The following is a 26,549-nucleotide window of genomic DNA, read 5'->3' on the forward strand; positions in this document are numbered from 1 at the left end:
GTGAGTGGCACCAGCATCGACGACCTGCTCAGCGCCGAGGAGGAGCGGAGGCCGCAGCGGAGCCCGCACCGGGATTCGGCTCGCGGCGGACCGCTGCGCCTGTTGCTGCGTAATCTTGCTGGCGCCGCGGCCGTGGTGGTCGTTGTGGTTGCCGGTCTACGCGCGGCCGGGCTCCAGATGTCGCTCCCGGTATTGGTCGCTGCCGTACTCGCGCTCTTCGTGGTACGCCAGGTTGTCCGAGCGCTCCGTCCACCACCTGCGTCGCCTCCCGTCCACCTGGCCCTGCACGACCCGGCCGAGCTCCACGCGAGTGGTGGCGACCAACACGACGCGCTGCGCGCGGCGATCAACAGCTGGGAGAATCCGCTGGGCTGGGCGGCCAACCGGGCGGAGCGATTCAACGGGACCATCCTGCCCCGACTCGGGGAGTTGGCCGACGAACGGATCCGGCTACGGCACGGGGTGACCCGCGGGTCGGACCCCGCCCGCGCCCGCGTACTGCTCGGTGATCGGCTTTCGACCTTCCTGGAGCACCCGCCTCGCCGCCCGCCGCCACCCCGCGAGCTCGCGGCGATCGTCGCCGAACTGGAGAAACTGTGATGAACGACGTGGACCGGAAGCTACCCGCCACGGAGGTCGGCCACCTTGCCCACGCGGTGTTGGACGCGGTCGGTGAGGTTGTGGTCGGGAAGCGGGAGGCGCTGGAGCTGGTCCTCGCCGGGATTCTGGCCGGCGGGCACGTGTTGCTCGAAGACCTACCCGGGCTGGGTAAGACGTTGACTGCCCGGTCCTTCGCCCAGGCCCTCGGACTCGACTTCCGGCGCCTCCAGTTCACTCCGGACCTGCTGCCCGCCGACGTCACCGGCTCTTTCCTCTACAACCAGCGCAGTGGGGACTTCGCGTTCCGCGCCGGGCCGGTCTTCACCAACCTGCTCCTCGCCGACGAGATCAACCGCACGCCGCCGAAGACCCAGTCCGCGCTGCTGGAGGCGATGCAGGAGAAGCAGGTCTCGGTGGAGGGCGTCACCTACCGGCTCGACGAGCCGTTCCATGTGCTCGCGACCGCCAACCCGGTCGAGTACGAGGGCACGTACCCGTTGCCCGAGGCCCAGCTGGACCGCTTTCTGCTGCGGGTCTCCTTCGGCTATCCCGAGCCCGGCGAGGAGTGGGAGGTGCTGCGCCGCCGGATTTCCCGCCGTCGTGAGGAGGCGGAGATCAAGCCGGTGGTGAACGCCGCGACCCTGCGCGCGATGCAGGCCGCGCTGGAGGACGTGGTGGTGGAGGACTCGATCGGTCAATACCTGGTCGCGCTTACCGGGGCTACCCGGGAGCACCCCTCGGTGCTGGTCGGTGCCTCCCCGCGTGGCTCGCTGGCGTTGCTGCTGCTGGCCCGGGTCCGCGCGGTGATGGCCGGGCGGGACTACGTGGTGCCGGAGGATGTCAAGGAGGTGGCGGTGCCGGCGCTGGCACACCGGATCACGCTCCGCCCGGAGCTGTGGCTGCGTCGGGTCGCTCCGGCGGTCGTTGTTGACGAGGTGCTGGCGGACACCCCGGCTCCGGCCAGCGGTGCGCTGCCCAGCTACGCCACCGGCCTGCCCGTCCGCTGATGACCTCGTCCACCGCGCCGTCACCGCCGGAGCGAACCGGTGGCTGGACGCCGACCTGGGCGTTCGGCCGGGCGGTGCTCCTGACCGGTCTGCTCCTGATCGCCGGCGTGCTGTTCGGGCGGGTTGACCTGGTCGTGTTGGCCGCCCCGTTCGCGATCGGCACCGCGTACGCCCTGCGCCGTCGGCCCGCCGCGTTGCCGCGGGTCCAGATCGCCGTCGCCGAGGGAAACCTGGTGGAGGGGGGCGAGCTTTCCGGGCAGGTCACCGTCGGTAATCCGGAACCGGTCGACTACGACCTCGCGCTGCTGCGGAGCCGAGCGTCGCGTTGGTTGCGGGTCGACCGGGTGAGCATCGCCGGTACGGCGGCGACCGCCGCATCGCACGGCGGGCAGTCGGTCGTTGACCGTCCCTTGGCGAGCTCCTTGCCGGCTGGTGCCCTGGTCGAGGTGGACCTCGTCGGTACCGTTCGTCGCTGGGGACGACATCCGCTGGGACCCGTCGGCGTTCAGGCCTGCGCCGCGCTCGGACTACTGGTCTCCCGCACGGTGGTGGCCGAGGCGGTCTCGGTCAGTACCTACCCGGTGACCGATCCCTTCGACGCGGTGGAGGCGATGCCCCGCGCGGCGGGCCTGGTCGGCGCGCACCATTCGCGCCGCCCCGGCGAAGGCGGTGAGCTGGCCGGCGTACGGGTCTTCGGCCCCGGTGACCGGCTGCGTCGGGTGGACTGGCGGGTCTCGCTGCGGGCCCGGCAGTTGCACGTCGCGGCCACCCTCTCCGACCGGGACGCCGAGGTGGTACTGCTGCTCGACGTGCTCGCCGAGGCGGGCCGCTCCGGCGGTGCCGGGGGCACTGCCTCGGTGCTGGACACGACGGTTCGGGCCGCTGCGGCGATCGCGGAGCACTACCTGCACCGGGGGGACCGGGTGTCGATGCTGGAGTACGGTCCGGCGGGCCGCCGGCTGCGTCCGGCCACCGGCCGTCGCCACTACCTGATGGTGCTGGAGTGGTTGCTCGACGTACATCCCCAGTCCTCCCCACACGAGCTGTACGACTCGGTCTTCGGAGCGCAGCTGCTCTCCTCGGATGCGTTGGTGGTGGTGCTCACGCCGTTGTTGGACGAACGATCCGCCCAGATGCTGGCCCGCCTGGCCTGGTCGGGGCGCTTCGTCGTGGCGGTGGACACGCTCCCCGCTGATTTGGCTCCGTCGCGGGAGCGGCGTTGGTCGGAGGCGGCGCACCGGTTGTGGCGGCTTGATCGGGACACGATGCTGCGCCAGTTGCGGGAGCACGGCGTGCCGGTGGTGCGGTGGGCCGGCGCGGGCAGCTTGGATGAGGTGCTGCGGGACGTGGCCCGGCTGGCGGCTGCGCCGAGAGCGGGGGCCCGGTGAGCCGGCTGACCCGGGCCGAGGGCGGGCCGCGATGAGCGCCGTGGTCACCCGGATCCACGCGGCCCGACGCGCGATGACCCGGATCACGCTGCTGCCGTTGCTGCTCCGGGCGGGCATTTTCCTCAGTGCGCTGGTCGGGCTGGTGCTCGCGTTTCCGGTGGAGGTCCTGCGGGGCCAGCTGCTGGTGGCGCCGGTGGTGGCGCTGTTGCCGGCGGTGGGGCCACGGCGGATCTGGCCGACCGTTGTCGCCCTGCTGACCGTGGGCGGATGGGTGTTGGCCATTGATGGCTACGGTCGGCCGGTCGCGCTCTGGCGGTTGCTCGCCGTGGCGGCGGCGCTCTATCTCAGCCACACCCTCTGCGCGCTCGTGGCCGTGTTGCCATACGACGCGGTGGTGGATCCGGTCCTGGTTCTGCGCTGGCTGCTGCGGGCGGTCGCCGTGCTGCTCGGCACGGCGGTGCTGGGCGTGCTCCTGGTTGAGCTGGCTGGGCTCGGCGGAGAGCAGGGATTACAGGTGGTGACGGTGGCCGGGCTGGTGGTAGCGGTACTGGTGACTGTGTTCTTGGGATGGCTACTCCGTCGACGCTGAGGGTGGTATGTCCGGCTTAGGTGGGGTCAGGACTTGTGTTCAGTCACAACGGCCCCCGTAGCCGGGGATTTCGCTGGGTCGCCGCGGAAGATAGAGGCGTGAATCCGAAGCGGATCCTTGTGGTGGGTGCCGGACACGTCGGGCTCTACGCGGCGCTGCGGCTGTCGAAGAAGCTCGGCCCGCGGGAGGCCGAGGTTATCGTCGTTGACCCGCAGCCCCACATGACCTATCAGCCGTTCCTCCCAGAGGCGGCGGCGGGCAGTATCTCGCCCCGGCACTCCGTGGTGCCGTTGCGGCGGGAGCTGCGCCGATGCACCGTCGTCGTGGGCGCGGTCACTCAGATCGACCACGCCACCAAGACCGCGTTGGTCCAGCCGATCGCCGGTCCGACCCGCGAGATCCGGTACGACCAGGTGGTCATCGCCCCCGGTTCGGTCTCCCGGACGCTGCCGATTCCCGGGCTGCACGAGTGCGGCATCGGCTTCAAGACCATCGGCGAGGCGATCTACCTGCGCAACCATGTGCTGGATCGGCTCGATGTCGCCGCGGCCACGCTGGATCCGGCGCTGCGCCAGCGGGCTCTGACGTTCGTCTTCGTCGGCGGGGGTTACGCCGGCATCGAAGCGCTCGCCGAGATGGAGGACATGACCCGGAGCGCGCTGCGGTACTACCCGGAGCTGAACCCGGACGACATGCGGTGGGTGCTCGTGGAGGCGACGCAGCGGGTGCTGCCCGAGGTCGATCCGGACATGGGTGCCTACACGGTGCGGCAACTCCTCCGGCGCAGGATGGACATTCGGTTGGGTACCCGGCTGGAGTCCTGCGTTGACGGGCTGGTGAAGCTCTCGGACGGCGACAGTTTCCCGGCCGACACGATCGTCTGGACGGCCGGGGTGAAGCCCTCGCCGATGCTGGACTCGACCGACTTCCCCCGCGATGAGCGGGGGCGGGTCACCTGCCAGCCCACGCTGCAGGTCGTCAACGGTGATCAGGTGGTGGCGGACGCCTGGAGCGCCGGGGACTGCGCCGCGGTGCCGGATCTGACGAAGGAGCCCGGCAGCTACTGCTCGCCGAGCGCCCAGCACGCGGTGCGTCAGGCGAACCGGATGGCCGACAACATCGTCAACGTGATCCGGGGCCGGGAGCCGGTGCCCTACCAGCACCAGCACGCCGGCAGCGTCGCCAGCCTCGGCCTGTACAAGGGGGTGGCGCAGGTGTATGGCATCAAGATGAAGGGCCTGCCCGCCTGGTTCATGCACCGGACCTATCACATGAGCCGGATCCCCTCGCTGAACCGAAAGGTCCGAGTGGTCGCGGACTGGACGTTGGCGTTCTTCCTCAAGCGTGAGGCTGTCGCTCTCGGCCAGCTGCATGATCCGCGCGAGGAGTTCGTTGAGGCATCGCAGCCGGTCAGCCCCCGCTGACCAGGGGTGTAGGGCTCGGCCGGTGGCGTGGCGCGGCGCCGCGACGGGCCAGGCGGAGCCCGGGCGCCCGGGACTGCGGGTACGCCTGCGGGCCGCAGACCGGTTACGGTGGCACTGCACCGTCGCGTGTCGGCGTGTCGGTGTCACCCGCCCGGGTGGTGGAATGGCAGACACGGCCGCCTTAAAAGCGGCTGCCGAAAGGCGTGCGGGTTCGATCCCCGCCCCGGGCACCTGCGGTCAGCCGCCGTCGGGGCATCGTCCAACACCGGCACTGTGCGATCTCCACGAATCCGCTTGGCCGTTTATCCTTGTAGCTGCACGTTGACGTGCAACGACCCCCTGAGGGAGGCCTGACAGTGAAGACCTCGAACCCGGTGCTCGCCCGGCTCGGCCAGGCGGCCGAGCGTGAGCGGGCCACCGGGTACGCCCCGACCGGGCCGTACGGACAGCCCGGCTACCCCCAGCAATACCCGACGCAGGCCGGCTACCCGGCCGCGCCGCCGGCCGTCAACACCATGACGGTTGACGACGTGGTGGTGAAGACGGTCAGCCTACTCGGCATCCTCGGCGTGGTCGCCGCTGCCGCGTGGGTGATGATCCCGGAGGCGCTGCTCGGCGTCGCGTGGATCGGCGCCGCAATGGTCGGCCTGGTGCTCGGCCTGATTATTTCGTTCTCGCGGATGGCGAACCCGGCGCTGGTCGTCGCGTACGCCGTCGTCGAAGGCGTGCTTGTTGGTGCCGTCAGCAAGTACTTCGAGACGCTCTACGACGGCATCGTGCTCCAAGCGGTCGTGGCCACCTTCGGCGTCTTCTTCCTGATGGCGATGCTCTACCGGGCCAAGGCCATCCGGGCCACCCCGAAGTTCGTCAAGGGCATGGTCGCGGTGATGGCCGGCCTCTTCGCGGTCATCATGATCAACCTGGTGTTGTCGCTCTTCGGCATCAACACCGGGCTGCGCGACGGCAGCCCGCTGGCGATCGGGTTCAGCCTCGTCGTCATCGTCGTGGCGGCGCTCAGCTTCGTGCTGAGCTTCAAGGAGGTCGAGGACGGCGTCCGGATGGGGCTGCCGCAGCGCTACTCCTGGGTCGCCGCCTTCGGCATCCTGGTGAGCCTCATCTGGCTCTACATCGAGATCCTTCGGCTGTTGAGCTACTTCCAGGGTGACGACTGATCGTCTCCGCGAAACGGCGATGCCCGGCCTGCGTAAGCGGCCGGGCATCGCCGTTTCCAGCTGACGATCGGGGGCCGGCTGCTCCGCGGTGCCGGCCCGCCGGCGACGACGTCGGTCGGCGCTGTTGACGGGCAGGCCACCGACGGTTCCGGCGTAAACTCGGCGCCGTGGACCAGGCCGGGGACTTGAGGCGGACGGTGGAGCTGATCGTGCGACAGGTGGGGCACTGGCAACCGCCACGGTGGGCCGCGAGTGCTGCCGGTGGAGATGTCTCCCGGGCCGACCTCGTGCACCGGCTCGTGCAGGAGCTCGCGGATCTGGCCGCCGACGCCGAGGCGCGGCCCCGCCGGGTCGTGCCCCGACTCGACCACGACCTTGCCCTGCCGGACCAACTGCGGGTGGTGGTGGCCGATCTGCTTGCCGCAACGGCCTCGGATGCGGCGCTGGCGCAGGCCACCAGCGCGGTCACGGCGACCCGCGTGGCCCTCTGAGGGGCAGCGGGGGCCGGCCCGCAGCGGGCCGGCCCCCGGAACCTCAGTTCAAACGTTCGATCAGCATGGCCATGCCCTGGCCGCCGCCGACACACATCGTCTCCAGGCCGAACGTGGCGTCGTGCCACTGTAGGGCGTTGAGCAGGGTGCCGGTGATCCGCGCGCCGGTCATGCCGAATGGGTGACCGACGGCGATGGCGCCGCCCATCACGTTCAGCTTCTCCTCTGCTATGCCCAACTGCCGGTAGGAGGGGATCACCTGCGCGGCGAAGGCCTCGTTGATTTCCACCAGGTCCACGTCGTCAATGGTCATCCCAGCCCGCTTCAAGGCCTGTTTCGATGCCTCGACCGGGCCGAGCCCCATGATCTCCGGCGAGAGCGCGGTCACGCCGGTCGAGACGATTCGCGCCAGGGGGGTTACCCCGAGTTCGCTCGCCCGCTGCGCGCTCATGATCACTACGGCGGCGGCGCCGTCGTTGAGGGGGCAGCAGTTGCCGGCGGTGATTCGGCCGTCGGGTCGGAAGACCGGATCCAGCTGGGAGACGGCGGAGCGGGTGACACCGGGTCGGGGGCCGTCGTCGGCGCTGACCACGGTGCCGTCCGGGGTGGTCACCGGGGTGATCTCCCGAGCCCAGAACCCGGCGGCGATCGCCTGCTCGGCGCGGTTCTGGCTGCGCACGCCGAACTCGTCCATCTCGGCCCGCGTGATGCCGTGAATCTGGGCCAGGTTCTCCGCGGTCTGCCCCATGGCCAGGTAGATGTCGGGCAGGTCGCCGGTGTCCCGCGGGTCCGTCCATGCCTCGGCTCCGCCCTTGGCGCGCGCCGTTGAACGCTCCCGCGCGGCGCTGAAGCGGGGGTTCTCCCAGCCCCCACCGACGAGCGCCTGTGCCTCCGGCGGCAGACCGTCGGAGGTGCCCCGGGCGTACCGGGAGACGGTCTCGACGCCGGCGGAGACGAAGATGTCACCCTCGCCTGCCCGGATCGCGTGCATCGCCATCCGCGTGGTCTGCAGGGACGACGCGCAGTAGCGGGTCAGGGTGGCTCCGGGCAGGTCGTCGTGCCCCATCAGGGTGGCGACCACGCGGGCCAGGTTGAAGCCCTGCTCACCGCCGGGAAGACCACAACCCAGGTACAGATCGTCGATTTCGCTCGGGTCGAGCTGGGGGATCTTGTCGAGGGCGGCCTGCACGATGGTGGCGGTGAGGTCATCCGGGCGGAGCTCGCGCAGGGACCCCTTGCGGGCCCGGCCGATGGGGGAGCGGGCGGTGGCGACGATGACAGCATCGCGGGACGACTCAATCGGCATGGGCCAAACCTAACCGGTCAGTAACATCGGGCGGAAGCCGTGCCGGACCCGGGAAATGTCACCGCGGCCGACCGTGCCGAGCCGCCATCGTCGTGGCAGCGGCCACCGCCGGGAAGAGAGCGTGCGCCCACACCCGGTACCCGTCGGCAGACGGGTGGAAGCCGTCCTGGCAGAACGTGCCGGCGTCGGCCCGGAAGACCGGACCGGCCTCAGTGGCGAGATCCACCACCGTCCCGCCGGCGGTGAGTACCGCGAGGGTCTGGGCGCGCGCCATCCGCCGACCGGACCAGCCGACCAGGTGCCGTAGCGGGGGTGCGATCGCGCGTACCGCCCCGAGGTCAGGGCACGTCCCGACCACGACCTCGACCCGCGCCGCTCGGAGCCGGCGCACGGCGGCCCCGAGGTAGGCGGCGGCGTCGGCCGACCAGCGCAGGGCGGTGGCGTCGTTCGCGCCAATCAGGATCACCGCCACATCGGGTCGTTCCCCGAGCAGCGCCCGAGCGACCTGGGTGGCCAGATCCGCCGAGCGGGAGCCCGAGACGCCCACGCTGGAGAGGTGGACCAGTTGCCCGGGCGACCCCTCAGCGAGCAGGTAGGCCAGCTGCCCACCGACGGTCTCCGGTAGCCGGCTCACCCCGACTCCGAGTGCGGACGAGTCCCCGAGGAGCACGAGCCGCAGCGGGGGAGCGTCGGCCTGGCCGACCGTGGCCTGCAGGGCCAGCCCCAGCTCGGGTTGGGCGTAACGTCGATGTCGGGCGGCGAAGGCCTGTCCAGCCAGGAGGGCGGCGCCCCCCACCACCGCGGCGGTGAAGTAGCCGGCCGCGGCCCGCCCGAGCCGGCGGGAGAAGCCCGGGCGGAAGCGGTAGGTCACGGTGCCACCGCCCCGTGCTCACTGCTCCGCTCCTGCATGCCATCCTCTCCACTGTGGGGTGCGTCCACCGCTGGGTCGGACTGGGGCACGGCACCGAAGAAGGCCCGTCGGCGTAGCTGCGCCCACCGACCCGCCGGGCCGCGATCGCGGCCCCGAACCTGGGCGCCGCTGACCTCGGTCCCCGCGTGCCGCGCCGCCTCCTGGGCGGCCTCCGGCAGTGACCGTACGCCTCGGGTCCGCGATGGCGAAGCCCCGCGCTCCGGCCCTGCCCCGAGGGCGGAGAGGACGGTCGGCAGCAACGCTGCCACGGCCATCGCGTAGCCCTCAGCCGACGGGTGGAATCGGTCCCACGCGAACATTCGGGCCGGCTCCGCCGTGAACCGGGGACCGAGCAGGTCGCCGAGGGAGACTGTCGCGCCGCCGGCCTCGACCACAGCGACCGTCTGGGCGGCGGCGAGCTGGCGACTCCAACGGCGGGCCAGCCAGCGCAGCGGCGGCTGGATGGGGCGGATCGCCCCCAGGTCCGGGCAGGTGCCGACGACCACCGCACAGCCGGCGGCGCGAAGCGTGGTCACCGCCTCGATCAGGTAACGCACGGCCACGGCGGGCGGGGTGCGATTGGTGACATCGTTACCGCCGATCAGGATGACGGCGACATCGGGTCGGGCTTCGAGCGCCGCCTCGACCTGGTGGCGCAGCACGGCGGAGAGCGCCCCCACCACGGCGAACCGGTGCAGCCGGACCGGTCGGTGTAGCCGGCGGGAAACGCCGGTGGCGAGCAGCGCCCCCGGTGTTTCGCGGCGGCGGTGCACGCCGTAGCCGGCAGCGCAGGAGTCGCCCAGTACGACCATGGTGACCGCTGGGCCGGGCAGCTTTGCCCCGTAGACTCCATCGCAGCGCGGCGGTGGTGCCTCCGCTGGTGGGATGCTTCGCCGCGCCTGCCGGGCCTGGCCGATCAGGACACCGCCGGCGGTAGCCGCCGCGGCGGCCGTGGCGCCGGCGCCGAGCACGACCAGTCGGGTGACGCGCCACGCGACCTGCCAGCGTGGACCGGCCGGGACAACGGAATCAGCGACCCCCATGCACCGACATTACGCGAACCCGTCACCGGACACCCGCGCCGTGCCGGCTCCCTGCCACCAGGAACTGGCACTGGCCCGGCTTGTGCCGGCGCGGCACGCTGGCATTGGGAAGGAGTGAGGAGATGGGGAAGACACTGCACCGACGGGCGGCGTTTCTCGCGTTGGCCCGGGCGCTCGTGGTCGGCGTACGAGGTGGGCCCGGTCTCGGGACGCGGGTGGCGGCGCTGCCCCGGATGATCCTGGCGACCGTCCGGGGGCGGTATGACGGGGGCCTTCGGCTGGCGCTGATGACCGCCGCCACGGCGTACATCGTCTCTCCGGTTGACCTGCTGCCGGAGCTTGGCCTGGCGCTGCTCGGGCTGGCCGACGACGCGGTCATGGTCACCTGGCTCGCCGGCAGCGTACTCGCCGAGACCGAGCGGTTCCTGGAGTGGGAGGCGCGCCAGGCTTCGGTCGTCCCGGGCGAGATGGCGGGCTGACGGGACGTAGGCTGAGCGCGACATCCGTATTCGTCTGCCCGGCCGCCCACCCGGCGGCACCGGAGGAGAAGGGCACAACCAGGTGCAGTACTACGACAACGTCGTCGAGTTGATCGGCAACACCCCGCTGGTACGCCTGCGCAACGTGACCGAGGGCATCCAGGCCACCGTGCTGGTGAAGGTGGAGTACGTCAATCCCGGCGGATCGGTCAAGGATCGGATTGCCCTGCGCATGGTGGAGGACGCCGAACAGGCGGGGATCCTCCGGCCGGGCGGCACGATCGTCGAGCCGACCAGCGGCAACACCGGGGTCGGGCTGGCGCTGGTGGCCCAGCTCAAGGGCTACCGGTGCGTCTTCGTCTGCCCGGACAAGGTCAGCCAGGACAAGCAGGACGTGCTGCGTGCCTACGGCGCCGAGGTGGTCGTCTGCCCGACCGCTGTCGCGCCCGCGGATCCACGCTCCTACTACAACGTCTCCGATCGCCTGGCCCGGGAGATCCCCGGTGCCTGGAAGCCCAACCAGTACGCCCACCCGGCGAACCCCCGCTCCCACTACGAGACCACCGGTCCGGAGCTGTGGGCGCAGACCGAGGGTCGGATCACCCACTTCGTCGCGGGGGTGGGCACCGGTGGCACGATCTCCGGTATCGGGCGCTACCTGAAGGAGGCGTCGGCGGGGCGGGTCAAGGTGATCGGCGCTGACCCGGAGGGGTCGGTCTACTCCGGCGGCACCGGGCGGCCGTACCTGGTTGAGGGGGTCGGTGAGGACTTCTGGCCGGAGACCTACGACCGGGAGATCGCCGACGGGATCGTTGAGGTCTCCGACAAGGCGTCGTTCGAGATGACCCGTAGGTTGGCCCGGACCGAGGGGCTGCTGGTCGGTGGCTCCTGCGGGATGGCGGTGGTCGCGGGGCTGGAGGTGGCCCGTGCGGCCGGTCCGGACGACGTGGTCGTGGTACTGCTGCCGGACGGGGGGCGGGGCTACCTGTCCAAGATCTTCAACGACTCGTGGATGGCCCGGTACGGCTTCCTGGACAACTCTGGCAACGAGCCGACCATCGCCGAGACCCTCGCCAGCAAGCCGGGTGGGTTGCCGGAGCTGGTGCACGTGCACCCGACCGAGACGGTGCGGGACGCGATCGACTACCTGCGCGAGTACGGCGTCTCCCAGCTGCCGGTGCTGAAGGCTGAACCGCCGGTGGTAACCGGCGAGGTGGCCGGGTCGGTCGCGGAGCGGGACCTGCTCGATGCGCTCTTCACCGGCCAGGCGCAGCTGCACGACACCATCGAGCGGCACATGGCCGCGCCACTGCCGATGATCGGTGGTGGGCAGCCGGTCAGCGAGGCGGTGGCCCTGCTGGAGAAGTCCGACGCCGCTCTGGTGCTGATCGACGGCAAGCCGAAGGGGGTTCTCACCCGGCAGGACCTGCTCGCCCACCTCGGTTCCCGCTGACGGACGCTGGATCAACCCGGCAGGGCCCTCGCCGACCTGGGCGTGGGCCGGGGCCCTGCCGGGCACCTCGCCAGCCGGAGCTACAACTCCCGCCGGTAGCGGAGCAGCACGGTGGGAGTTGAGCCGATTACTTCCTCCTGGGTGACGCCGGTTGGCCGCCACCCGTCCCGCTCGTAGAAGCGGCGGGCCGGTCCGTTCTGCCGTAACACCCAGAGGGCCGCGACCCGCCAGCCACGGGAGCGCATCTCGGCCAGGGCGTCGGCCTCCAGCATCCGGCCCAGCCCGCGGCCCCGCTCTGCCGGCTCCAGGTAGACCGCGTGGAGTAGCCCGGTGGCGGGGTCACCCTGGTCGTCCGGGCCAAGGTAACTGAAGCCGACCAGGTGGCCATCCCGTTCCGCCACGGTCAGCACGTGGTCGGCGCGCTCGTGACTCCAGCGTTCCCGCCAGTACTGTCCCAACGCCGTCGGCGTCGGCTCGGCCAGCGTCTCGGTGCTCAGGAAAGGCGCGTAGGCGGCGACTCGGGAACGTTGGTGCAGCGCCCCGACCGCGATCAGGTCGTCCACCGTCCCAGGACGGAGCGTGACAGTCACCTGGCCGAGGGTACCCGCCGGGGTGGTACCGGCACGGTCGTCAGGTCCTCGGCGACCACCAGTTCACCCGTGAAGTGCTCCCGGGCCTCGGCGGCAAAGCGGTCCAGGTCCGGGTAGCGCTGGGAGAAGTGGGTGAGCACGAGGCGGCGTACCCCGCACTCGGTGGCGACCCGCGCCGCCTGCCCCGCGGTGAGGTGCCCAACCTCGGCGGCGAGCGCGGCCTCCGAGGCCAGGAAGGTGGCCTCGATGACCAGGAGGTCAGCATTGTCGGCGAGGGCGTACACCGCGTCGCAGAGGCCGGTGTCCATCACGAACGCGAACCGCTGGCCGGGCCGCGGCACGCTCATCTGCTCCCGGGTGACGCGGCGTCCCGCCACGTCGAGGTGGCCGACGCGCAGCAGCTCGCCGATGGCTGGGCCGGTGATCCCCTGGGCGGAGAGCCGCTCCGGCAGCATCCGGTACCCGTCCGGCTCAATGATCCGGTATCCGTAGGTCTCGACGGGGTGTCGGAGCCGGCGGGCCTCCAGCGTGCCGCTGCGGAGCGCGATCTGCTGCCCGTCGGTATCGATCGGCGCGACGGCCAGTTCGGCGGTCTCGTAAAAACTCGAAGCGTGCCGCAGCCGGGCGAAGTACTCGGCACCGCCAGCCGGAAAGTGGACCGCGACCGGGTGCGGCACCCGGTCCAGGGAGAGCCGCTGAATGGTGCCGGGAAGCCCGAGACAGTGATCACCGTGGAAGTGCGTGACACAGATCCGGGTCAGGTCGGTGGCGGTCACCGTGCTGTACAGCAGCTGCCGCTGGCTGCCCTCCCCCGGATCGAAGAGGATTACCTCGTCGTCCCAGCGCAGGACGTACCCGTTGTGGTTTCGGGTGCGGGTCGGCGTCTGGCTGGCCGTCCCGAGCACCACCAGTTCCCGCATCGACACGCCGCCCTCCTGTCGCACCCGCGCTGCTGGGGATAGAACGACCCCCGGGGCTTCCGCGCTGATGCGCGGGCCGGCTGGACTGGGCCGGCACCCCGGGGGTCGGGTGGCTGTCATGGATTCGCCGCACCGCTGCCACACGGTCTCGACGATCTTTCCTGCCCACCCGGCGGGGTGGACGACTGTCGAGGACAGCGGCTAGCGGGCAGCCACCTCACGAGTCCGATTGCTATACAAGTCTGGACCACCTCCTTTCCCGTGTACCGTCACGCTATCCACAGCGCTGTGCCCCAGGCAACGGATTTCGATCACAAGCCCGGGCTGGAGGCGGATCAGATTCGCGATAGCCGCCCGGGTGCTGGTCCCGCCGGGCGTAGGTGTGCTCAGGTGAGGCCGTGCAGGCCGATCGGGCCCTCGCGCGGTCCGTCCTCCTGCGCGGGCTGCACGGCCAGCGACGGGAACTTCGCGAGTTCACCCGCGGGCTCCGCATCCCACTCCGGGAAGACCAGGTCGCTCTGGAGGTAGAGGCAGAGCAGCTGGGTCAGGTGGCGCAGCCCGTCCAGATGGGTGCGCTCATGGCCGTGCGTGGCGTCCACCCCGAACCCGAGCAGTGCCACCCGGGCGTGCGCACCGGCCTCGACCGCCGCCGCGACGTCCGAACGGTAGTTGTCGAAGACGTCGCGGACCAGGTCGACGTCGTTCTCCCGGGCGATCGCCGCCAGATTGCGGGTCAGGTGGTAGTCGAACGGGCCTACCCCGTCGCCCATCGCCAGGGTCGCCGCGTTCTCCCGGGACTGCTGTCCGGGCGCGACCACCGCGGCGTCCACCGAGACGATCTCGGCCACATCCGGGTCCAGCCCGTGGGAGGCGCCGTGGCCGATCTCCTCGGTGACAGTGATCAACAGGTGGGCACTGACCGCCGGGGTGACCCCGGCATCAACCAACGCCTTGCAGGCGGTCAGCACCGCCGCCACCCCCGCCTTGTCGTCCAGATGGCGGGACTTCACGTACCCGGCCGCAGTGACCTGCGGGTTAGGCAGGAGCGCCACGAAGTCGCCCACGTCCACTCCCAGTGCGCGGAGGCCGGCGGCATCGTCCACCGGTTCGTCCACCCGGACCTCGACCAGCTCCCAGCCGATGCCCTGGGAGTCCACCGCGTCGTTGTAGCGATGCCCACTGGCCTTCAGCGGCAGCACCTGACCGGTGACCAACCGATCCAGGTCGTCGGTGAAGACCCGTACGTGGGCGCCCTCGGCGAAACGTGCGCTGTGCGTCCCGATCGGCTGGAGCTCCAGCCGCCCGTTCTCCTTGAGCCGCTTCACCATCCCACCGATGACATCGGTGTGCACCACGATCGCCCGGTCGGCCCCAGTCGTCCGGGGGCCCGGCAGGTAGGCGCTGAGCGCGCCACGTCGGGTCAGCGTGGACGGGATCCCGAGCGCCGCCAACCGCTCGCCCACGTACTGCTGTACGTGGTCGGTGCGCCCGGACGGGCTCGGGATCTCCAGTAGCTCCACCAGGACGTGGCGTAGGTAGTCGAGGTCGAGCGGGAGGGGTACGGGCTGGGTCGGGGTCATACTCCAGAGCTTGCCGCACCGGCCGGGGACCAGAGGCGCTGCGGGGCCCGCGTCCCGGGGAAGAGTAGGTCGACGAAGCGTTCGGCGGTCGGCTGCGGCTCGTGGTTGGCCAGGCCAGGGCGCTCGTTCGCCTCGATGAAGACATGCTCGGGGTGCTCCGCGGCGGGCACCAACAGGTCCAGCCCGGTCACCGGGATGTCGAGCGCCCTACTCGCGGCCACGCACGCCTCGGCGATCTCTGGATGCAGCTCCGCGGTGACATCGTGGATCGTGCCCCCGGTGTGCAGGTTGGCGGTCCGGCGGACGACCAGCAACTCGCCCTCGGGCAGGATGTCGGCGAGGGCGTACCCGGCTTCGGCGACCACCTCGCGGGTCATCTCGTCCAGGGGGATTCGGGACTCGCCGCCGGTCGCGGCGGCCCGACGGCGGCTCTGCCGCTTGATCAGCTCAGTGATGTCGTGCACCCCGTCGCCGATGATCGACGCTGGTCGGCGCACCGCGGCCGCTACCACCTCATGATCGATCATGATGACGCGCAGATCCTCACCGGCGCGCAACTCCTCGAGCAGCACCTCCGGGCAGTACCGGGCGGCCAGTTCGACGGCCGTCCGCAGGGCTTCGGCGGTGCGTACCCCGACGGTGATCCCCTTGCCCTGCTCGCCCCGGGCCGGCTTCACGACCAACTCGCCGGCTTCGGCCAGGAAGGCGGTGTCGGCCGCGTCCCCGGTGGCCGTCCGGCCCTGCGGCACGGAGAGCCCGGCCTGGGCGAGGATCCGGCGGGTGACCCGCTTGTCGTCACAGCGGCTCATCGCCACCGCCGAGGTCAGCTCGGAGAGCGACTCGCGGGTGAGGATCGTCCGGCCGCCGCTGGTCAGCCGCAGCTCACCCCAGTTCGGATCGGTCACCTCCACCCGGATGCCCCGGCGCATCGCCTCGTCGGCGACGATCTGCGCGTACGGGTTGAGCTCGTCGTATCCCTCCGGCATGGCGGGGAGGAAGAGGCGCTCGTTGATCGGGTTTTTCCGCTTCACGCAGAGCGCGGTGACGCGGTAGAAACCGAGCCGCTCATAGAGCCGGATCGCGCCCTCGTTCTCGGCGAGCACCGAGAGGTCCACGTACGCCCGTCCCCGATTGACCAATCGGGCCGCCAGCTCAGTGATGAGCGCCTGGCCGGTGCCGGGCGGTGCGGCGTTGAAGTCCACGGTCAGGCACCAGAGGCTGGCACCGCCGTCCGGGTCGTCAAAGACGGCGACGTGGTCCACCCCGGTGATGGTGCCGACGATCTCGCCGGTCGCGTTCTCGGCGACCAGGTGCAGGAAACTGTCGGTGGCGGCGTTGCTGACGAGTACCTCTACCGGTGCGGTCACCATGCCGTTGGCCGCGTAGATCCGATTGACGTCCTCGGCGTCCTGCGCGTCCCGCAGCGGCCGGATCCGCAGGCCGGGGATTTCCGGGGCAGCGAGGCCTTCGCCGTGCAGCGGCAGCCGGAAGGTCAGCGACGGGTCGATGAACAGCTCGTCCGGCAGCCGGGAGACGAGTACGTGCGGATCGTCCAGGTAGATGCAGATGTCCCGGGCGCCGGCCGCCTCCGAGCGCAACACGTCGGCGACGTCGGCCTGGTCGGCGTAGGTCTGGCCGAATACTAACCGGCCCCAGCCGCAGTCCAGCACGACGCCCGCGGCGGGCGCGTCGGCGACGTGCTCCGCCACGGGTGCGACGGCCGGGCTGGCTGTGGTGGCCGCGGAGGCCACCGGGTCGCCGCCGGGGCCGACCCGCTCGAACCGACGACTACGGCCCCGTACCTGATCTGCCAGCGCTACCCCGGTCGCGAGGCTCCCCGACATGGTCAACCGATTCCGTGGTTCTGGAGCCACATTTCCAGGAGTCCGAGTTGCCACAGTTTGTTTCCGTTCAACGGGGTCAGTTCGGCGTTCGGGTCGTCGAGCAGCGCGTTGACGTAGTCGGTGCGGTACAGCCCTCGACGACGAGCCTCCGGCGCCGAGAGCGCGTCGCGGACCCGGTCGAGGAGCTTGCCCTCCAGGTGGGTGAGGCCCGGAACCGGGAAGTAGCCCTTCGGTCGGTCGATGACCTCGTGTGGCAGGACCCGCCGGCCGATCTCCTTGAGCACGCCCTTGCCGCCCTGGGCCAGCTTCAGCTCCGGCGGGCAGGTCGCGGCGAGCTCCACGAATTCGTGGTCGAGGAACGGGACCCGGGCCTCCAGCCCGTGTGCCATGGTCATGTTGTCGACCCGCTTCACCGGGTCGTCGGTCAGCATGATCTGCGTGTCGATCCGCAGGCCGGCGTCGACCGCGGTCTGCGCCCCGGCCTGGGCCAGGTGGGCGGCGACGAACTCGCGTGCCGGGTCACCGTCGGCCAGCCAGGCCGGGTTGAGTACGTGCGCCAGCCCGGCGGCGTCCCGGTCGAAGAACGCCCGGGCGTACGTCTCGAGCGCCTCCTCCCGTGCGACCTGCGCCAGCGGCGGGTACCAGTGGTAGCCGCCCAGGATCTCGTCCGCGCCCTGACCGGACTGGACGACCTTGACGTGACGGGCCACCTCCTGACTGAGCAGGTAGAACGCGACGCAGTCATGGCTGACCATCGGCTCGCTCATCGCGGCGACCGCCGCCTCCAGCGGCGGCACCAGGTCCTGCGACGGGACGCGGATCTGGTGGTGGTCGGTGTCGAAGGTCTTCGCCACCAGGTCCGAGTAGCGGAATTCGTCGCCCTCCCGGCCCCCGACCGAGTCGAAGCCGATGGAGAAGGTGGAGAGGCCGCGCTGCCCCTCCCCGGCGAGCAGGGCCACCACCAGGCTCGAGTCCAAGCCGCCGGAGAGCAGCACGCCGACCGGTACGTCGGCGACCATTCGTCGCCGTACGGCGGTGGTCAGTGAGCCCAGCAGGGCGTCCTGCCAGTCCTGGGCCGACCAGCCGGCGCGGTCGGGGTTCCGGGTGAAGGACGGATTCCAGTAGACCCGCTCGTGGCTGCGGCCGTCCGGCTCGTAGACCCGGACGGTGGCCGGGGGAAGCTTGGCCACCCCGCGCAGGATGGTGCGCGGGGGCGGCACGATGCTGTGGAAGCTCAGGTAGTGCGCCAGCGCGACCGGGTCGATCTCGGTGTTGACGCCGCCGCCGGCCAGTAGCGCCGGCAGGGTGCTGGCGAAGCGGACCACGCCCGGCGACTCGGCCAGGTAGAGCGGCTTGATGCCGAGCCGGTCCCGGGCCAGCACGAGTCGGCCGGTGTCCCGCTCGGTGATCGCCACGGCGAACATGCCGACGAGGTGGTCGACGAAGTCAAGGCCCCACTCGGCGTACGCCTTGACCACCACCTCGCTGTCTCCGGAGGAGAAGAAGTGGTGCCCCTTGGCCTGCAGCTCTGTCCGTAGTTCCCGGTAGTTGTAGATGCAGCCGTTGAAGACGCCGGTCAGGCCGGCGGTCGCGTCCACGACGGGCTGGCCGCTGGCGGCCGAGAGGTCGATGATCTTCAAGCGGCGGTGCCCCAGGGCGATCGCTCCCTGTGCCCACACCCCGCTGTCGTCCGGCCCTCGGTCACTCATCGTGGCCGCCATGCGCTCCACCGTGGCCACGTCGGCCCGGGAACCATCACGGCGAAACTCTCCCGCAAGTCCGCACATGTCGGCCCATGCTGCCAGAGGATATTGCGATTAGCCTGTTGAGACTATGACGGTCGTGTAAAAGGGTTGCTAGAATTCCCGTCCCCCACTGCGCAGAGTGACGGTTCCTGGGGTTGAGGGTGGCGGTTCGTGGCGCGCGTGGTCACTCTGTGAGGATCTGTCGCCGTCACCCGATGTGATGATCGACCCATTTATGGAATGCGATGTGGCGGGCGGGTCGTCGGCGCGAGTGACCCATCGGCCCCGCCCTCGGCTGGCGGCAGGAATGGGTCAAATCGGATAAATGGGTCAGATCGGGGTGAGGCTTGCGCCGTGTCTGTTGGTATCTGGCCGAGGCGACAGCGAGGTTTAGGATCCGCGACGGACATCGGGCTCGGTGGACATCCTTCGCCGCTCGGCAGGGAGCCGCCGCCGTGGCCCGTCGCGATCCGACTGATGGGGGCTGTCGATGGGTTATACCGTACATTCCGGGCGAAGGTTGAACATCGACGCGGGAGATTCGCTCGCTGTCCAGCACGTTCCCGGCCGGGTCGGTCTGCCGGTCCTGGAGGTCGAGGAGCTGCGGCACAACAGAGGAAATGCCGCGACCTACGGGATCTGGCGGGTGCGGGGGGCGGCCGGTCAAGCCGTGTTGAAGATCTACCGGCCGGGTGCGCCCGGCTACACCGGCTTCTGGCCGACCTCCACCGAGCCGACGCACTGGAACTACTGGCGGCGGGAGTCGCTGGCCTATGCGGAAGGCTTGACCTCGACTGCCTACGCCGAGGCCGGCGTCAGCGGGCCGGAAATGCTGGAGACCAACGTACGCGCCGACGGCCTGGTCGAACTCTGGCTGGACTACGTCCCCGGCAGCGGTGGTTTCGAATGGTCGCCTAGCCGTATTGCCCGGTTCGCCTACGAACTCGGCGCGGGCCAGGCGCGGTGGACCGGGCGGGTGCCGGACCTGCCCTGGCTCTCGCGCGGTTGGCTGCGGCAGTACCTCGCCGATGGGCCGCCGCTGTCGGTGAACATCGAGGACTCCGATTGGGGTCATCCGGACGTCGCGTTCTGGCCCGACCCGGTGCGGCAGCGCCTGCGTCGGCTGTGGGCCGAGCGCAACCAGACGCTCGCGGTCGCACAGGGCGTCGAGCGTACGTTGTGCCACCTCGATGTCTGGCCCGCCAACCTCATCGACGTGGGCGGCAGGTCGGTGCTGCTCGACTGGGCGTTCGCCGGAGAGGGAGCGGTCGGCGAGGACATCTCCAACCTCATCCTGGACAGCTTCACCGACGGCCTGATGGATCCGGACCTGCTACCGGAGATCGCGGAGGGCTGTGTCGACGGCTACCTCAAGGGCTTGCGGGACGGTGGCTGGTCCGGCTCCGAGGACGCGGTCCGCGTCGCGGTCGGCGCGTGTGGCGCCGCGAAGTTCAGCTGGTTTGGTCCCGCCGTGCTCGGCCGGGCGGTCAGCAACGACGTCGGGTCGTCGAACTACAGCCAGGACGAGTCCGCCGAACTGGTGGTCAAGCGGGTAGCGGGCCTGGTCACGCTCATCGCCGACTGGGCACGCGTCGCCGGATCACGCTAGGCCGGTACCACGGGGACCTGGTGCCGCGGTCGCCGCGCCGGTTCCAGGCTAGGCGGGCTGCTCCGGCTCCAGGAACTCGAGCCGGTTGCCCAGTGGGTCGTGGGCGTAGAACCGACGGTGCCCGGGGAAGTTGTCGTCCCAGTCGACCTCGATCCCATGCTCGCCGAGGCGCTTGGCCAAGGCGTCGATGTCATTCACCAGGATTCCCGGGTGCGCCTTGCGGGCCGGCCGGAAATCCAACTCCACGCCGAGGTGGATCTCGAGCCCGCCGGAGCGGAACCAGCAACCACCGCGGGTGGCGAGGACTGGCGGCTTGGCTAGCTCGGCCATGCCCAGCACACCGCCGTAGAACTCTCGCACGGTCGGCTCCGACTCCGGCGGGATGGCCAACTGCGTGTGGTGCAGCCCGTTCAACCGGTAGCCCTGCTGCCGCTGGTCGCTCACCAACATACCCCCCACTCGTCGTGACAACGCGCCTTAACGTATCCGCCGGCCGCCGTTCGCGCTGCCCGGGTTCGGTCACCACGGGGCTCTCGCCAGACCGTTCATGCCGTTGCCACGGAGTTGGGCAACCTCAGGGACGCACAGTTGGAACGCAGGCGGGGCCGGGCGTCCGCCGCGGCCCCGCCTGCGTGCTTACCTGGTCAGTCTCGGTTTGCCGGTTGCTCGGAAGGGGCGCAGAAGCTGAGCCCGGTCGGGCCGTGGTTGCAGTAGCCGCCGGGATTCTTGGTCGGAGCGAGGTACTGCTGGTGGTATCCCTCGGCGAGGTAGTAGTCGCCGAGGGGGCTGATCTCTGTGGTGATCTCGCCCTTGCCGGCGCGGGCCACGACCGGTGCGAACGCGTCGCGGGACGCCAGCGCGGTGGTCAGCTGCTCCTCGGTGGTCGTGTAGATCGCCGATCGGTACTGGCTGCCCATGTCGTTGCCCTGCCGCATGCCCTGGGTCGGGTCATGGTTCTCCCAGAAGACCTTCAACAGGTCCTCGTATGTGATCTTCGTCGGGTCGTAGCTGACCTGGACGACCTCGGCGTGCCCGGTCCGGCCGGAGCAGACCTCGTCGTACGACGGATTCGGCGTGTAGCCGCCCGCGTAGCCCACCGAGGTGGTGAACACGCCGGGCAGCGTCCAGAACAGCCGCTCGGCGCCCCAGAAACAACCCATCCCGAAGACGGCGATCTCGGTTCCCTCAGGGAACGGGCCCGCCAGCGGGGTGCCCAACACCTCGTGCGGGTCGGTGACCGGTGTCGCGACCGGGCGGCCGGGCAGGGCCTCCTCCGGGGTGATCAGCTGGGCCTTGGTACGGCGCAGGAACACGATGGGACTCCTCTCATACCCTTCCCCGGCTGCAACGCCGGCCGGCCCTGCTTCCTTACCCGCGACGGGGGCTTCCTTGCCTGTGACGGCGGCTTCCTCGCCCGTGACGGCGGCGCTCAGGCGTGATCCGGCAGGGCCGCGCGGATCCGGTCGGCGTGGTCGGCCGCCTCGGCGTCGTCCCGGTAGTGGGTGCGGGGCCAGAAGAAGCCGCGCAGCCCGTCGCCCTTCGTCCGCGGCACCACATGGGTGTGCAGGTGGGGGACCGATTGCGACACCTTGTTGTTCATCGCCACGAACGTGCCGCCCGCACCCAGCCCGGCCTCAACCGCTACGGCGAGTCGGCGGACCAACCCGAAGTAGCCCGGCAGCGCCTCCGCCGGCAGGTCCGCCAGCGTGACCAGGTGGGGACGCGGCACCACGAGCAGGTGTCCCTTGAACACCGGCCGGGTGTCCAGGAAGGCCACCCCGCCCGGCTCGTCCACGACCCGGAACGCCGGGACCTCGCCCGCCACGATCCCGCAGAACACGCATCCGCTCATCCCTCGGCAGGGTAGCCCAGACCGGGCCCGACTAACGTTCCGGTCATGAGTAACGGCTTCGAGACGCTCGCCATCCACGCCGGCCAGGCCCCGGAGGCCCGCACCGGTGCGGTGATCCCCCCGATTTACCAGACCAGCACGTACGCGCAGGACGCCGTCGGCGCGCCGCGCCAGGGCTACGAGTACAGCCGCTCCGGCAACCCGACCCGGGATGCCCTGCAGGAGTGCCTGGCCGCGCTCGAAGGCGGCACCGTCGGTCTCGCCTTCGCCAGTGGCCTCGCCGCCGAGGACACGCTGCTGCGGGCGGTCTGCACCCCCGGCGACCACGTGGTCATCCCGGACGACGCCTACGGCGGCACCTACCGGCTCTTTGCCCGGGTGACCGAGCGCTGGGGCCTGTCCTACACCCCGGCCCGGGTCTCCGACCCCGACGCGGTTCGGGCCGCGATCCGACCGGGCCAGACGAAGATCGTCTGGGTGGAGACCCCCACCAACCCGTTGCTCGGCATCGCCGACATCGCCGCCCTCGCGGCGATCGCCCACGAGGCGGGGGCATTGCTCGTGGTGGACAACACCTTCGCCTCCCCGTACCTGCAGCAGCCGATCACGTTCGGGGCCGACGTCGTCCTGCACTCGACCACCAAGTACATCGGCGGACACTCCGACGTGGTCGGTGGGGCACTGGTCGTCGCTGACCCCGAACTCGGTGCCGAGCTGGGTTATCACCAGAACGCCATGGGTGCGATCAACGGGCCGTTCGATGCCTGGCTCACCCTGCGCGGGATCAAGACCCTCGGCGTACGAATGGATCGCCACTGCGACAACGCCGAGCGGATCGCCACCTTCTTGGACGGGCACCCGTCGGTCGCCTCGGTCAGCTACCCCGGCCTGCCCACCCACCCCGGGTACGAGGTGGCCGTCAAGCAGATGCGGCGCTTCGGCGGGATGGTCTCCTTCCGTGCGGCCGGCGGCGAGGAACAGGCCGTACAGATCTGTAACCGGGCGAAGCTGTTCGTGCTCGCCGAGTCGCTCGGCGGGGTGGAGTCCCTGATCGAGCATCCGGGACGGATGACACACGCCGGCGCGGCCGGCTCGCCGCTTGAAGTTCCCGGCGATCTCGTGCGACTGTCTGTCGGCATTGAGACGGTAGACGACCTGCTGGCTGATCTGGAGCAGGCGCTGGGCTGATCGCGGGGCTGGGGAGGGTGGCCGTGCAGGACATCAAGCCGACCTGGGTGGGGGCGACCGCCAAGCAGATCGCCCGCGGCGTACGCCGCGGCGACATCTCCGCCACCCAGGTCGTCGCCGACCATCTCGACCACGTCGCCCGGGTCGACCCCGACCTGGCCGCGTTCCGGCGGGTGCGGGCTGGTGCGGCGGTCACCGAGGCGGAGAAGGTCGACGAGCTGGAAGACCTGGCGGACCTTCCGCTGGCCGGGGTGCCGGTGGCGGTCAAGGAGAACACCGCCGTCGCCGGACTGCCCACCTGGAACGGTTCGGCCGCCGCCCGGACCCTGGTGGCGGAGGCCGACCACGAGGTGGTCCGGCGGCTGCGTGGCGCAGGCGCGGTGATTCTCGGCGTCACCCGGATGCCGGAGCTGGGCCTGTGGGGGGTGACCGACGACTCGACCGCGGTGACCCGAAACCCGTGGGACCCCGGCCGTACCCCCGGCGGCTCGTCCGGGGGGTCGGCCGCGGCGGTGGCCGCGGGGCTGGTGCCGATCGCCCACGGCAACGACGGGCTCGGGTCGATCCGGATTCCGGCGGCCTGCTGCGGTCTGGTCGGCCTCAAGCCCGGGCGTGGGGTGGTGCCCTGCCAACTCGGCGCGGACGACTGGTTCGGCCTCACCGAGCACGGAATGCTGACCACCACCGTCGCCGACGCGGCGGTCGGCTTTCAGACGCTCGCCGGCCGGCGGCAGGAGAAGCTCGTCCCGCCGGCCCGGCTCCGGGTCGGCGTGTCCCTGCGCTCCCCGGTGCGGGGCATCTCGCCGGATGGGTCGAACCGGGACGCGGTCGCCGCCGCCGGCCGACTGCTCGCCGCCGCCGGGCACGACACCGTGCCCGCCGACCCGAACTACTCGACGGCACTCGGCCTACAGGGCCTCGCCACCTGGTTCGCCGCGGCTGCCGCGGATGTCCAGGCCGCTGGCCTGGACCGGCGGAGCCTGCAGAAACGCAACCGCCAGCACGTCCGGCTCGGGGAGTGGGTGCAGCGCCGGGGGTACGTCCGCCCGGCCGACCGGGCGGACTGGCGGGAGCGCTCGATTGGGCTCTTCACCGACCATTCGATCGACCTGCTGCTCACCCCGGCCCTGGCGAGCATCCCCCCGGCGGCGATCAGCTGGTCGGCTCGCTCCTGGCGGGCGAACGTGTTCGCCAACCTTCGTTACGCCCCGTACACCGCACCGTGGAACGTCGCCGGACTGCCCGCACTGGTGGTGCCGGTCGGCCGCCGCCCGGACGGGCTACCGGTGGCGGTCCAGCTGGTTGGTCCGCCCGGGTCCGAGCTCCTGCTGCTCGGTGTGGCCGGCCAGTTCGAGATGCAGGCCCCCTGGGCCCGACACGCCACTGGCTATCCACGGGAGGGGACGCCCTCGCCGGCCGCCGGGTGACCCGCCGTCGGACCCACCACAACGGCGGGGACCGGCGGCGGTGGCCAGGCCGGGCGCTGGTCGGGGCGGGTGGCACGATCAGGGCATGACGAAATTGGTCAGCCTGGACGACGTACGGGCCGCGCGGGAGTTGCTTGCTGGGGTCGTACGGACCACCCCGTTGGAACCGTCCCGTCCCCTCAGCGCGGAGCTCGGCGGGCCGGTGTGGCTCAAATGTGAGCACCTTCAGCGGGCTGGTTCGTACAAGGTGCGGGGGGCTTTTGTGCGGATCTCCCGGCTGTCGGCGGCGGAGCGCGCCGACGGTGTGGTCGCGGCCAGCGCCGGCAACCATGCCCAGGGGGTGGCGCTCGCCGCCGGCCTGGTCGGTACGCACGCCACCGTCTTCATGCCGATAAACGCACCGTTGCCGAAGGTGGAGGCCACCAAGGGGTACGGCGCAAAGGTTGAACTCGTTGGTAACACGGTTGACGAGTCACTGGTGGCCGCGCAGACCTACGCCGAGCGCACCGGGGCAACGTTGATCCACCCCTTCGACCACCGCGATGTGATCGCGGGACAGGGCACAGTGGCGCTGGAGCTTCTTGAACAGTGCCCGGAGGTCCGCACGATCGTCACCGGGGTGGGGGGCGGCGGACTGGTCTCTGGCATCGGAGTTGCGGTGAAGGCGCTGCGCCCGGATGTGCGGGTCATCGGTGTGCAGGCGGCCAGCGCCGCCGCCTTCCCACCCTCACTGGCCGCGGGGGAGCCGGTGCGGCTGCCGTCGTTCGGCACGATCGCGGACGGAATCGCCGTCGGTTGTCCCGGCGCGCTGACCTTCCAGCATGTCCGCGCGTTGGTCGATGAGGTGGTAACCGTGCGCGAGGAGGACATCTCCCGGGCACTGCTGATGTTGTTGGAGCGGGGCAAGCAGGTGGTCGAGCCGGCCGGTGCGGTGGGGGCGGCGGCGCTGCTGGCCGGTGCGGTTGAGGTCGAGGCCCCGGTGGTAACGGTGCTCTCTGGTGGCAACATCGATCCGCTACTGATGCTGCGGGTGATCGAGCATGGACTCGCGGCGGCCGGGCGTTACCTGCGGGTCACCGTCCGCTGCTCGGATCGACCGGGCCAACTTGCCTCGCTGCTCAATGAGATCGCCGAGCAGCGGGCGAACGTCGTGGATGTCGAGCACCAGCGGGCCAACCCGCACCTGCGGCTCGGCGAGGTCGAGGTGGCGCTGTCGGTGGAGACCCGCGGCACCGAACACTCGGACACGCTGATCAGTGTGCTGCGGGCCAGCGGCTACCAGGTGGTCTTCGCCGGCGAGGCGTGAGGCCGCCGGCCCGGCTCTGCGGAGGCCGAACGCCGACGTGCCGGTGGCCCGGGGCCACCGGCACGTCGCCACGGGTTGCTCAGCCGCTGCCTTCAGCCGCCGAAGGGCTCGAAGGCGACCACGGTGACCTTGATATCCGCGCCGCTGGGTGCGGTGTAGGTGCAGGTCTGGCCCGGGCGGCAGCCCAGGATCGCCTTCCCGATGGCGGACTCGGGGCTGTAGACCGTCAGGTCGGTGGTCGACGAGATCTCGCGGGAACCGAGCAGGAAGCGCTCGGTGTCATCCTTGTCGTCATCGAAGTAGATCGTCACTACCATGCCCGGTGCGACGGTGTCGGCGGTCGGTGCCTCGCCCACCTGAGCGGTGCGCAGCAGCTCCTTCAGGTAGACGATCCGTCCTTCGGCCTTGCCCTGTTCCTCGCGGGCGGCGTGGTAGCCACCGTTCTCCCGCAGGTCACCCTCTTCGCGCCGGGCGTTGATCTCGGCGGCGATGACCGGCCGATTGGCGATCAACCCGTCGAGCTCCGCCTGGAGGCGGTCGTGCGCCTCCTGGGACAGCCAGGTGGCGGGCGCCTCGTTGCCAGTGGACACAGGCGATCTCCTCAGTCGTGCTGGCGGCAGGTGAAA

The 26,549-nt window shown here is 70.8% G+C and carries 25 protein-coding genes and 1 tRNA gene; 14 read left to right on the forward strand and 12 right to left on the reverse strand.

Annotated features, from left to right (window positions below; genetic code table 11):
• The 8 genes from SALPAC4_RS0114180 (at window position 1) to SALPAC4_RS0114215 (ending at window position 6,671) form a co-directional block, all read left to right on the forward strand.
• Window positions 1-600, forward strand: a complete 600-nt coding sequence (locus tag SALPAC4_RS0114180; RefSeq protein WP_019870891.1) for a hypothetical protein — start codon at window positions 1-3, stop codon at window positions 598-600.
• Window positions 600-1,607, forward strand: coding sequence for an AAA family ATPase (locus SALPAC4_RS0114185; protein ID WP_018729603.1), 1,008 nt, complete (start codon window positions 600-602; stop codon window positions 1,605-1,607). Before SALPAC4_RS0114180 ends, SALPAC4_RS0114185 begins: the two co-directional genes overlap by 1 nt.
• A complete protein-coding gene (locus SALPAC4_RS0114190) occupies window positions 1,607-2,995 on the forward strand; it encodes a DUF58 domain-containing protein (RefSeq protein WP_019870892.1) in 1,389 nt (462 codons plus the stop codon). Before SALPAC4_RS0114185 ends, SALPAC4_RS0114190 begins: the two co-directional genes overlap by 1 nt.
• 31 nt (window positions 2,996-3,026) lie before the next feature.
• Entirely contained in the window at window positions 3,027-3,584 is a 558-nt protein-coding gene (locus SALPAC4_RS0114195; protein ID WP_019870893.1) for a hypothetical protein, read from the forward strand.
• 98 nt (window positions 3,585-3,682) lie between these two features.
• Entirely contained in the window at window positions 3,683-5,008 is a 1,326-nt protein-coding gene (locus SALPAC4_RS0114200; protein ID WP_027644524.1) for an NAD(P)/FAD-dependent oxidoreductase, read from the forward strand.
• Window positions 5,009-5,157: 149 nt separating this feature from the next.
• Window positions 5,158-5,238 (forward strand) — tRNA-Leu (locus SALPAC4_RS0114205).
• A gap of 126 nt (window positions 5,239-5,364) precedes the next feature.
• The gene (locus tag SALPAC4_RS0114210) at window positions 5,365-6,180 is read left to right on the forward strand and encodes a Bax inhibitor-1/YccA family protein (protein WP_018742042.1); all 816 of its coding nucleotides are present in this window, start codon (window positions 5,365-5,367) and stop codon (window positions 6,178-6,180) included.
• 167 nt (window positions 6,181-6,347) lie between these two features.
• Window positions 6,348-6,671, forward strand: a complete 324-nt coding sequence (locus SALPAC4_RS0114215; protein WP_019870895.1) for a hypothetical protein — start codon at window positions 6,348-6,350, stop codon at window positions 6,669-6,671.
• Window positions 6,672-6,714: 43 nt separating this feature from the next.
• Here SALPAC4_RS0114215 and SALPAC4_RS0114220 read toward each other — a convergent pair whose 3' ends face one another.
• The 3 genes from SALPAC4_RS0114220 to SALPAC4_RS0114230 are packed head-to-tail and all read right to left on the reverse strand — an operon-like array spanning window position 6,715 to window position 9,930.
• On the reverse strand, window positions 6,715-7,977 hold the full coding sequence (locus SALPAC4_RS0114220; RefSeq protein ID WP_019870896.1) for an acetyl-CoA C-acetyltransferase: 1,263 nt from the start codon (window positions 7,975-7,977) through the stop codon (window positions 6,715-6,717).
• 58 nt (window positions 7,978-8,035) lie between these two features.
• Window positions 8,036-8,848: an SGNH/GDSL hydrolase family protein gene (locus SALPAC4_RS0114225; protein ID WP_019870897.1), complete on the reverse strand. Its 813-nt coding sequence runs from the start codon at window positions 8,846-8,848 to the stop codon at window positions 8,036-8,038.
• Window positions 8,845-9,930, reverse strand: coding sequence for an SGNH/GDSL hydrolase family protein (locus SALPAC4_RS0114230; RefSeq protein WP_019870898.1), 1,086 nt, complete (start codon window positions 9,928-9,930; stop codon window positions 8,845-8,847). Before SALPAC4_RS0114230 ends, SALPAC4_RS0114225 begins: the two co-directional genes overlap by 4 nt.
• Before the next feature lie 122 nt (window positions 9,931-10,052).
• Here SALPAC4_RS0114230 and SALPAC4_RS0114240 point away from each other — a divergent pair, with 122 nt between their 5' ends.
• The gene (locus SALPAC4_RS0114240) at window positions 10,053-10,409 is read left to right on the forward strand and encodes a DUF1232 domain-containing protein (protein WP_019870899.1); all 357 of its coding nucleotides are present in this window, start codon (window positions 10,053-10,055) and stop codon (window positions 10,407-10,409) included.
• An 82-nt stretch (window positions 10,410-10,491) separates the two neighbouring features.
• Window positions 10,492-11,862, forward strand: a complete 1,371-nt coding sequence (locus tag SALPAC4_RS0114245) for a cystathionine beta-synthase (protein WP_019870900.1) — start codon at window positions 10,492-10,494, stop codon at window positions 11,860-11,862.
• Between the two features lie 80 nt (window positions 11,863-11,942).
• Here SALPAC4_RS0114245 and SALPAC4_RS0114250 read toward each other — a convergent pair whose 3' ends face one another.
• From SALPAC4_RS0114250 to SALPAC4_RS0114270, 5 genes are all read right to left on the reverse strand, one after another.
• On the reverse strand, window positions 11,943-12,452 hold the full coding sequence (locus SALPAC4_RS0114250) for a GNAT family N-acetyltransferase (RefSeq protein WP_027644526.1): 510 nt from the start codon (window positions 12,450-12,452) through the stop codon (window positions 11,943-11,945).
• Window positions 12,449-13,378 carry a ribonuclease Z gene (locus SALPAC4_RS0114255; protein ID WP_027644527.1) on the reverse strand — a complete coding sequence of 310 codons (930 nt, stop codon included), beginning with the start codon at window positions 13,376-13,378 and terminating at the stop codon, window positions 12,449-12,451. Before SALPAC4_RS0114255 ends, SALPAC4_RS0114250 begins: the two co-directional genes overlap by 4 nt.
• 380 nt (window positions 13,379-13,758) lie before the next feature.
• A complete protein-coding gene (locus tag SALPAC4_RS0114260) occupies window positions 13,759-14,952 on the reverse strand; it encodes an osmoprotectant NAGGN system M42 family peptidase (RefSeq protein WP_019870903.1) in 1,194 nt (397 codons plus the stop codon).
• Window positions 14,949-16,796 (reverse strand): N-acetylglutaminylglutamine synthetase, encoded by a 1,848-nt coding sequence (gene ngg, locus SALPAC4_RS0114265; RefSeq protein WP_019870904.1) that lies wholly within the window; start codon window positions 16,794-16,796, stop codon window positions 14,949-14,951. Before ngg ends, SALPAC4_RS0114260 begins: the two co-directional genes overlap by 4 nt.
• Window positions 16,797-16,798: 2 nt before the next feature.
• Complete coding sequence (locus tag SALPAC4_RS0114270; RefSeq protein WP_027644528.1) at window positions 16,799-18,583, reverse strand: N-acetylglutaminylglutamine amidotransferase; 1,785 nt, start codon at window positions 18,581-18,583, stop codon at window positions 16,799-16,801.
• 448 nt (window positions 18,584-19,031) lie between these two features.
• Here SALPAC4_RS0114270 and SALPAC4_RS0114275 point away from each other — a divergent pair, with 448 nt between their 5' ends.
• Window positions 19,032-20,150, forward strand: coding sequence for an aminoglycoside phosphotransferase family protein (locus SALPAC4_RS0114275; RefSeq protein WP_223874758.1), 1,119 nt, complete (start codon window positions 19,032-19,034; stop codon window positions 20,148-20,150).
• Window positions 20,151-20,198: 48 nt separating this feature from the next.
• Here the strand turns inward: SALPAC4_RS0114275 and SALPAC4_RS0114280 are convergent, their stop codons facing one another.
• From SALPAC4_RS0114280 to SALPAC4_RS0114290, 3 genes are all read right to left on the reverse strand, one after another.
• Complete coding sequence (locus SALPAC4_RS0114280) at window positions 20,199-20,600, reverse strand: VOC family protein (protein WP_019870907.1); 402 nt, start codon at window positions 20,598-20,600, stop codon at window positions 20,199-20,201.
• A gap of 194 nt (window positions 20,601-20,794) precedes the next feature.
• Complete coding sequence (gene msrA / locus SALPAC4_RS0114285) at window positions 20,795-21,463, reverse strand: peptide-methionine (S)-S-oxide reductase MsrA (protein ID WP_019870908.1); 669 nt, start codon at window positions 21,461-21,463, stop codon at window positions 20,795-20,797.
• A 116-nt stretch (window positions 21,464-21,579) separates the two neighbouring features.
• Window positions 21,580-21,990 (reverse strand): HIT family protein, encoded by a 411-nt coding sequence (locus SALPAC4_RS0114290; protein ID WP_019870909.1) that lies wholly within the window; start codon window positions 21,988-21,990, stop codon window positions 21,580-21,582.
• A gap of 57 nt (window positions 21,991-22,047) precedes the next feature.
• Here SALPAC4_RS0114290 and SALPAC4_RS0114295 point away from each other — a divergent pair, with 57 nt between their 5' ends.
• From SALPAC4_RS0114295 to ilvA, 3 genes are all read left to right on the forward strand, one after another.
• Complete coding sequence (locus SALPAC4_RS0114295; protein WP_018729622.1) at window positions 22,048-23,190, forward strand: cystathionine gamma-synthase; 1,143 nt, start codon at window positions 22,048-22,050, stop codon at window positions 23,188-23,190.
• Window positions 23,191-23,207: 17 nt separating this feature from the next.
• Window positions 23,208-24,617 carry an amidase gene (locus tag SALPAC4_RS0114300; protein WP_019870910.1) on the forward strand — a complete coding sequence of 470 codons (1,410 nt, stop codon included), beginning with the start codon at window positions 23,208-23,210 and terminating at the stop codon, window positions 24,615-24,617.
• Between the two features lie 85 nt (window positions 24,618-24,702).
• Window positions 24,703-25,923 carry a threonine ammonia-lyase gene (gene ilvA, locus SALPAC4_RS0114305; protein WP_019870911.1) on the forward strand — a complete coding sequence of 407 codons (1,221 nt, stop codon included), beginning with the start codon at window positions 24,703-24,705 and terminating at the stop codon, window positions 25,921-25,923.
• A 92-nt stretch (window positions 25,924-26,015) separates the two neighbouring features.
• Here the strand turns inward: ilvA and greA are convergent, their stop codons facing one another.
• Window positions 26,016-26,513, reverse strand: a complete 498-nt coding sequence (gene greA / locus SALPAC4_RS0114310; protein ID WP_018742059.1) for a transcription elongation factor GreA — start codon at window positions 26,511-26,513, stop codon at window positions 26,016-26,018.
• Between the last annotated feature and the right edge of the window lie 36 nt (window positions 26,514-26,549).

The sequence above is a fragment of the Salinispora oceanensis genome (assembly GCF_000383575.1).
Classification (GTDB): domain Bacteria; phylum Actinomycetota; class Actinomycetes; order Mycobacteriales; family Micromonosporaceae; genus Micromonospora; species Micromonospora oceanensis.

What these genes read in the sequence shown, in the direction of transcription:
- SALPAC4_RS0114220 (WP_019870896.1), bottom strand. Translation starts at nt 7,977, where the DNA reads ATGCCGATTGAGTCGTCCCGCGATGCTGTCATCGTCGCCACCGCCCGC.
- ngg (WP_019870904.1), bottom strand. Translation starts at nt 16,796, where the DNA reads ATGTCGGGGAGCCTCGCGACCGGGGTAGCGCTGGCAGATCAGGTACGG.
- SALPAC4_RS0114240 (WP_019870899.1), top strand. Translation starts at nt 10,053, where the DNA reads ATGGGGAAGACACTGCACCGACGGGCGGCGTTTCTCGCGTTGGCCCGG.
- SALPAC4_RS0114295 (WP_018729622.1), top strand. Translation starts at nt 22,048, where the DNA reads ATGAGTAACGGCTTCGAGACGCTCGCCATCCACGCCGGCCAGGCCCCG.
- SALPAC4_RS0114275 (WP_223874758.1), top strand. Translation starts at nt 19,032, where the DNA reads ATGGGTTATACCGTACATTCCGGGCGAAGGTTGAACATCGACGCGGGA.
- SALPAC4_RS0114185 (WP_018729603.1), top strand. Translation starts at nt 600, where the DNA reads ATGAACGACGTGGACCGGAAGCTACCCGCCACGGAGGTCGGCCACCTT.
- SALPAC4_RS0114270 (WP_027644528.1), bottom strand. Translation starts at nt 18,583, where the DNA reads ATGTGCGGACTTGCGGGAGAGTTTCGCCGTGATGGTTCCCGGGCCGAC.
- SALPAC4_RS0114190 (WP_019870892.1), top strand. Translation starts at nt 1,607, where the DNA reads ATGACCTCGTCCACCGCGCCGTCACCGCCGGAGCGAACCGGTGGCTGG.
- SALPAC4_RS0114260 (WP_019870903.1), bottom strand. Translation starts at nt 14,952, where the DNA reads ATGACCCCGACCCAGCCCGTACCCCTCCCGCTCGACCTCGACTACCTA.
- SALPAC4_RS0114280 (WP_019870907.1), bottom strand. Translation starts at nt 20,600, where the DNA reads ATGTTGGTGAGCGACCAGCGGCAGCAGGGCTACCGGTTGAACGGGCTG.
- SALPAC4_RS0114195 (WP_019870893.1), top strand. Translation starts at nt 3,027, where the DNA reads ATGAGCGCCGTGGTCACCCGGATCCACGCGGCCCGACGCGCGATGACC.
- SALPAC4_RS0114230 (WP_019870898.1), bottom strand. Translation starts at nt 9,930, where the DNA reads ATGGGGGTCGCTGATTCCGTTGTCCCGGCCGGTCCACGCTGGCAGGTC.
- ilvA (WP_019870911.1), top strand. Translation starts at nt 24,703, where the DNA reads ATGACGAAATTGGTCAGCCTGGACGACGTACGGGCCGCGCGGGAGTTG.